Genomic DNA, 6,544 nt, shown 5'->3' on the forward strand with positions numbered 1-6,544 from the left:
TTTCGTACAAAACATCGAAAACAGTATAAAATCAAATGCTGTTGTAAAAGCCCTGAAGCGGCTTATTCAGCAAAGGGGCACTCATTTATAAAAGTTGTAAACTGGTGTAAAAAAATAAAATGCACAAAAAACAGTAGGAGAAAGGTCACATTCCTTTCATCCTACTGCTTTGAAAACATAATATTCATTTTAATTAATCTGGAAAAACAAACGAAATTGGTGGCAATATACTTTCCTTTTTTTCCAATTTTTCTTTTCCTTAAAGATTATATTCTCTATATAACTGCTCACGTCTTTTAGAATCTGTTGATACAATCGGAATTTCTTCAGTTCTCTCATCCTGAATCAATCGAGTAATCAAGCTTCCCAGTCGAGCTTCTCCCTGAACCTGCCCGATTGCCTCGCCTCGTGCCTGTCCGATTGCCTCTCCTTCTGCACGTCCAATTGCTTTTCCCTCTGCTTTAAGTCTTTCAGATTCCAGTTCCAGAACTTTTCCTCCCATAATATCACCTATTCCTTTCCGAACATCGTCTTCTTCACGGAAAATATAATCCGCAATTATTACAATTAGTTTCGTCAAATCTGTATACAATTCTGATTTTCCAGTTTCTGTCAGTTCTTCTTCCAGATTTACCCTGATTTCTTCGTATTCATTTAAGAGTACCTGAAATAATTCTGGATTATTATTAAAATCATGTCCTTTTTTCTCGTATCTCATAATATAAAATGGCAACAACATTAATAAGTTTTTCTCAAAGATGCTGTCTTTTGTATAATCAGCCATTTTTATAGTAGGTATGGAATATAAATATGTATTTCCATCTGGAAAAACTACATCTGCTTCCAGATAATCCGGCGTGTTTCCAGAACTTCTCAGAAATAATACACAAGATTTCGGAAACTCTATCCGGTATCTGCGTCCTTGCTTTTCTGCATGTTCTATGCCAATTGCAAAATCATATTCGATCATGCGAATAGCCATTGTAGTATCATCTGTGCTCTGGCATTCAATATGATACATTTTCTTTCCAATCAGCAGACAGGAATCCGTAATAATCTCCCCGTCTTCCTGCTGGTGTTCATTTCGAAGCTGTGTAATCTTCACGTCCTCTGGATAAGATGTATGAAATACTTCATTGATCAGCGGTACTGCCAAGTATGGCATCTTCTCGATCATTGTACGAAATACATCATCAAAAATCGTATTATTCATATAACACTCCTTTTTCCTATCTACATTATAACATTTTAACAGATTTTATTAAATACTTAATCTCTTTGAAGTTATGTATTTTTATCTTTGGAATTAGTGGCAGATATTTGCCAGAAAAATTGTTTATTAGAAAAGTTTAGGTTGCTGTTTACAGCCTATACTATATAGTATACACATCCACATTGCAAGCCCATTTGGGTCAATTATTTTCTCGGCTTTTTTTAGATATTCAGAAACAGCAGTCTTGTACGCAACTGCTGTTCCTGATATTATTAATTTTCTGCCTATAAAGTATATTGTGGATATAAGACTCTCTGTTCTCATTGTTTTTATATTTCATTAAACCGTGTAAAACCTGTGCAAACACTGTTTACACATCTTAGTTTTCCCTTGTAAATAAAGGATTTTCAGAGGAATGTCAGTATATTGCCGTGGAACACAAAAAGTACTTTTATCATTACTTTAAACCTCTCTCAAATTTTCTCTAAAAGTGCAATATTTTCAGGATACTCCATATCCGAATATAACTTTAACTGTAACTGCAATATTCTGTTATACTCATCGCATCCAGGTTCAAGGACTCTCCTCTGTTCATACAAATCATGGTCTTCCTTACTCATTTTCACATCAAAGCTTTCCTGTGTATGAAATTGAATTTCGATACGATAGTTATGTGGATTTTTAAATTTGGCGTTTACTCCATTATATGGAAAATTGTTATTAATCCAATAGTTCTTCAATGAATATATCTTCCAGTCTTTCTCATACAGAGAATTTACAACAGTATGTATCTGTTCAACATAATTTGAGGGATCCAGTATTACTGTATAACGGATAACATCTGCTATTGTATCAAAGAATGACTTCTCCACTCTTTGATACAGCTTATTATATAAAGACTTCGGTGATTTTACTCTATACTCCAGTCCTGAAAGTACTGCTCCATTTGTGTTTGCAAAATCTACAAGAAATTTAGTTATTTCAAACTCTGTAGATAGATAATCGGCATAAAACACTCTTTCTTCAAAAGAAAGTTTGCAAAACAGTTCCCTGTCATCGTCTGTCCATGATTCTTCGATTTCTTTATTAAGATATACTTTTTCTGAACTTTCAGCGGACAGAATACGCTTAAGTTTTATGAAATCAACAGAAAACAGGTTCTTATTATCACCTGCCCTATGAGCCAGACTGCCGAGAATTTTCTCAAAATTATTTATAATTAAATTTGCTTTTCTTTCGATAAGTGCATATGCAGAATCCGAACCACCTGCTTCTATCATCAGTTTACGATCCTTAGCCTCAATACTTTTTACAACATTTCTTTCAACAAATCCAACGATTTCTTCAGAATTATATTTATCGAAATCCTCGTAACTCAGATCAAGATTTGTATTTTTTAATTCCGCAAGCTGGTTTCCAATAGATAAAATCGCAGCCAGCTCTTTTAATCTGACAGTATTCTTATTGTCCAATAATAAAACTTCTTCTAACTGATTAATATCATCGCTATTTCTGCCAATAAAGCGCAGCATACTGATTATCGCATATTTATGTATCTCTGACGGAAACTCAAATATATCTCCATATTCTTCTACCAGACATGCACTGAACAAAACATGATATTTACTCATAATCTGAAAGAATGTAAGCGATTCTGTCTGCTTTTGAATTCCCAGTTTGTTTATATATTTATTCATCCTTTCCTTGTCTAAACCAAATCCGGTATGCGCAAACAGCGCCGCAACCAAAAGGCAGTAACACTCATCTTCATTTAAATCTTTCAGTCTCTGTTTATCCATTATCAAATCACAAAATTCTGCAATGTCTATAAAATGCATAATAGAGTAATCGGAAATATTAGGATATATCTTTTTATATTTTTCCAACATTCTCTGGACAACTGTACAGTTATCTTTATAGTTTTCATATAATTTTTTTGATTTAGTACGTAAATATTCTGAGCACTGATTTACTATCATTTGAATTATTCTCCATCATTTCTATAAAAAATGTATCTTCCCGTAACACTCTTCTCATTCTCTGCCACCTGTTTTGGTGTACCTGCTGCCACAATCCTGCCTCCGGCTTCACCGCCGCCGGGGCCCATATCAATAACATAATCTGCATTACGGATCACATCCAGATCATGCTCTATCACAATTACTGTTGCACCATTATCTACAAGAGTTTGAAATACCTGCAGTAATGTCTCAACATCCAGCGGATGCAGTCCGATCGTCGGTTCGTCAAAAACAAACACTGAATCTGACTGACCTTTTCCCATCTCACTTGCAAGTTTCAGACGCTGTGCTTCACCGCCTGACAGACTCGGTGTTTCTTCTCCCAGAGTCAGATAACCAAGTCCCAGATCTGCCAGTGTTTCCAGACGCTGATGTACAACTTTAAGATCCTCAGTTGCCGCCAGTGCTGAATTGACCTCCATTTCCATCATCTGTGGCAGAAAATATCTCTTTCCTTTTTTATTCTCATAGTAAATCTGCCACGCTTCTTTTCCGTAACGGGAACCACCGCATTCCGGACACGGAACATCCACATCAGGCAGAAACTGTACATCCAGACTGATCTCGCCCGTTCCATCGCAGACAGGACAACGCAGTTTTCCTGTATTATAAGAAAAATCTCCGGCTTTGCGTCCTGCATTCTTCGCATCTGCTGTTTTCGCATAAATCTTTCGAAGTTCATCATGGACATTCGCATAAGTAGCCACTGTTGATCGGACATTAATGCCGATCGGTGATGCATTAATAAGCTTTACATGTGAAATCAGCTCTGCCGAATCCTCTGTAAAAATATCTTTCACATGTTTCGGCAGTTTTGTGCCATTGATCATGGCTTCCAGTCCGGGTATCAGACTTTCCAGAACCATCGTAGTTTTTCCTGAACCGGAAACTCCCGTCACAACTGTCAGTCTTCCTTTGGGAATATTTACCTCCAATGGTTTTACTGTGTGAATGGAATCTGTAGAAAGATGCATTGTTCCAAATGAAAACATCTCTTTTTCGTCTGCCTGTTTTCTTATTCTGTTTTCTGCTTTTCCAGATAAAAACGGACCTATCATTGATTTCGGATTCTCTGTGATCTCCGAAATACTGCCCTCTGCGATTACATAACCGCCGCCTGCACCAGCCTCCGGTCCCATTTCAATGATCCAGTCGGACTCTGAAAGAATCTGCGTATCATGATCAACAAGCAGCACAGAGTTTCCATCTGCCACCAGATCATGCATGACCGCGTTCAGTCCTTCAATATTAGACGGATGAAGTCCTATAGATGGTTCATCCAATACATACGGATAAAAATATCTGCTTCGCTGTTTACTTAATCTGGTTAACTTACAGCATCTGAAAAATCAAAATTTTCTCTCTGCCATCATTCCCCTCAAATAAATCTCTGCAGTCAATTTCATCCTCAAACATCAAATATTCCTGTGTCATCAAATAACTGACATATTCATCCGATGGATAGTAAAAAAACAGTTCTATTTCCCGCGGTTTCTCATAATAGGATTCCTGAATCCTAGCCAGTACTTTCTGCAGGATTTCTACAGAAAAGGGATTGAAAAAATAGAACTTTGTTGCTTCTAAAGGTACCGGATAATTCTCCGCACATGTCATAGTAAATGAAGTTTTCGCACTTGAAACTGCATGCTCCTGATTCTCCTGTGCAGCTTTATAAATACGCTCATCGTATTCAATTCCTACCGTTTTGCATCTGGTCTGATAAGAAAGATAGAAGCATACACGTCCCTTACCGGTTCCATAATCAAGCAAAGTATCTCCTTTCCTGATCAGGCCGCTATTAGCCAGGCGCTCCAGTACACGGTATGGTGTTGGTTCGTATGGAAATCGATACTGATCTGAATGTGAATCATCTCTGCCGCTTGTTTTTATTTTTAACAGTTTGTCCCATTTTGCTTCGCACATTTTACATTATTCATCCTTTAAACATTTTATTATATAATTTGTCGAATGTATTTGTTATAATAAACTATAAAGCATATTGATGTCATGGTCAAAAGGTATTTTAACTCTGATATCAACGTATTATAAACCAGGAGGGAAAAATGTCAAAAAAAGAAATCAGTTTTACAGAAGGTCCTGTCTTTCAATCCTTGCTTCGGTTTGCTATTCCGGTACTTGGAGCATTGATTCTGCAGGCAGCATACGGCGCGGTAGACCTTCTGATCGTTGGCAAATTTGGAAATGCTTCCAGTATTTCCGCAGTAGGTACCGGAGGTTCTTTTATGCAGATGGCTACCTTTATCATTACAAGCCTTGCAATGGGATCTACCGTAATAATCGGTCATCATATCGGAGAGCAGAAACCGAAAGAAGCAGGAAATGCAGTCGGAACAACTATCATACTTTTCCTGATCATCGCAGTTGTGATGACATTTGTACTGGAATTCGCTGCCGGTGGAATTGCACGTCTGTTGCAGACACCTGCAGAGTCCTTTGACAAAACAATTCTTTACATCAGAATCTGCTCTGCCGGTATTGTCATTATCATTGCATATAATGTGATCAGTGGTGTACTCAGAGGTGTAGGAAATGCAAATCTTCCCCTTTTATTTGTAGGAATCGCCTGTGTAGTAAATATCCTTGGAGATCTGCTTCTGGTCGGAGCATTTCATATGGATGTGGCAGGTGCTGCTATCGCAACTGTATTTGCGCAGTTTGTCTCTGTTGTCTGTTCCGTTGCTGTATTGAGGAAGCAGAACATGCCGATTGAATTCTCAAGAGAACAATGCAGAATTTATAAAGATGAGCTGAAAAAAATCCTGAGCGTAGGTGTTCCGATTGCATTGCAGGAAACAACCGTTCAGATTTCATTTCTTGTAGTAAATTCCGTTATTAACCAGATGGGACTTATGCCTTCTGCAGGATACGGAATTGCACAGAAAATCGTTTCTTTCATTATGCTGGTACCGTCTTCTGTTATGCAAAGTGTCTCCGCATTTGTTGCTCAGAATATCGGAGCCGGAAAGAAAGAACGGGCATGGAAAGGTTTCTATACAGCTATCATCACAGGATGTTCTGTAGGAATTGTTATCTTTATGGCCGGATTTTTCGGCGGTGGATTCCTCTCCTCTTTCTTTACGAATGACCCAGAGGTTATCGCACAAAGTGCCGCTTATCTGAAAGGCTTCTCTGCGGACTGTATTCTGACCTGTGTATTGTTCAGCAGTATTGGATATTTTAATGGATGTGGAAAGAGTATCCCGGTTATGATTCAGGGAATCACCTCTGCATTCTGTCTCAGAATCCCGGTTTCTATTATTATGTCCATACTGCCGAATACATCTCTGAC

The 6,544-nt window shown here is 37.8% G+C and carries 4 protein-coding genes and 1 pseudogene; 1 reads left to right on the top strand and 4 read right to left on the bottom strand.

The genetic code is table 11. The features are described from left to right. Positions 1 to 259: 259 nt before the first annotated feature. The 4 genes and pseudogenes from ACTNES_RS18570 to ACTNES_RS18585 all read right to left on the bottom strand — a co-directional run bounded on the left by ACTNES_RS18570 (position 260) and on the right by ACTNES_RS18585 (position 5,157). Positions 260 to 1,213, bottom strand: a complete 954-nt coding sequence (locus ACTNES_RS18570) for a hypothetical protein (RefSeq protein WP_441040344.1) — start codon at positions 1,211 to 1,213, stop codon at positions 260 to 262. A 473-nt stretch (positions 1,214 to 1,686) separates the two neighbouring features. Further along, a complete protein-coding gene (locus ACTNES_RS18575) occupies positions 1,687 to 3,192 on the bottom strand; it encodes an HD domain-containing protein (RefSeq protein WP_441040345.1) in 1,506 nt (501 codons plus the stop codon). A 5-nt stretch (positions 3,193 to 3,197) separates the two neighbouring features. After that, a pseudogene (locus ACTNES_RS18580) lies at positions 3,198 to 4,523 on the bottom strand (excinuclease ABC subunit UvrA); the annotation flags it as partial. Between the two features lie 43 nt (positions 4,524 to 4,566). After that, positions 4,567 to 5,157: an SAM-dependent methyltransferase gene (locus tag ACTNES_RS18585; protein ID WP_441040346.1), complete on the bottom strand. Its 591-nt coding sequence runs from the start codon at positions 5,155 to 5,157 to the stop codon at positions 4,567 to 4,569. Between the two features lie 140 nt (positions 5,158 to 5,297). Between ACTNES_RS18585 and ACTNES_RS18590 the strand changes: the two genes are divergently transcribed. After that, a partial coding sequence (locus tag ACTNES_RS18590) for an MATE family efflux transporter (RefSeq protein WP_441040347.1) occupies positions 5,298 to 6,544 on the top strand: 1,247 nt, incomplete at its 3' end.

Origin of the sequence: Blautia sp. HCP3S3_D9, from assembly GCF_052063845.1 — a bacterium.
In the GTDB taxonomy this organism is placed as follows: domain Bacteria; phylum Bacillota; class Clostridia; order Lachnospirales; family Lachnospiraceae; genus Blautia_A.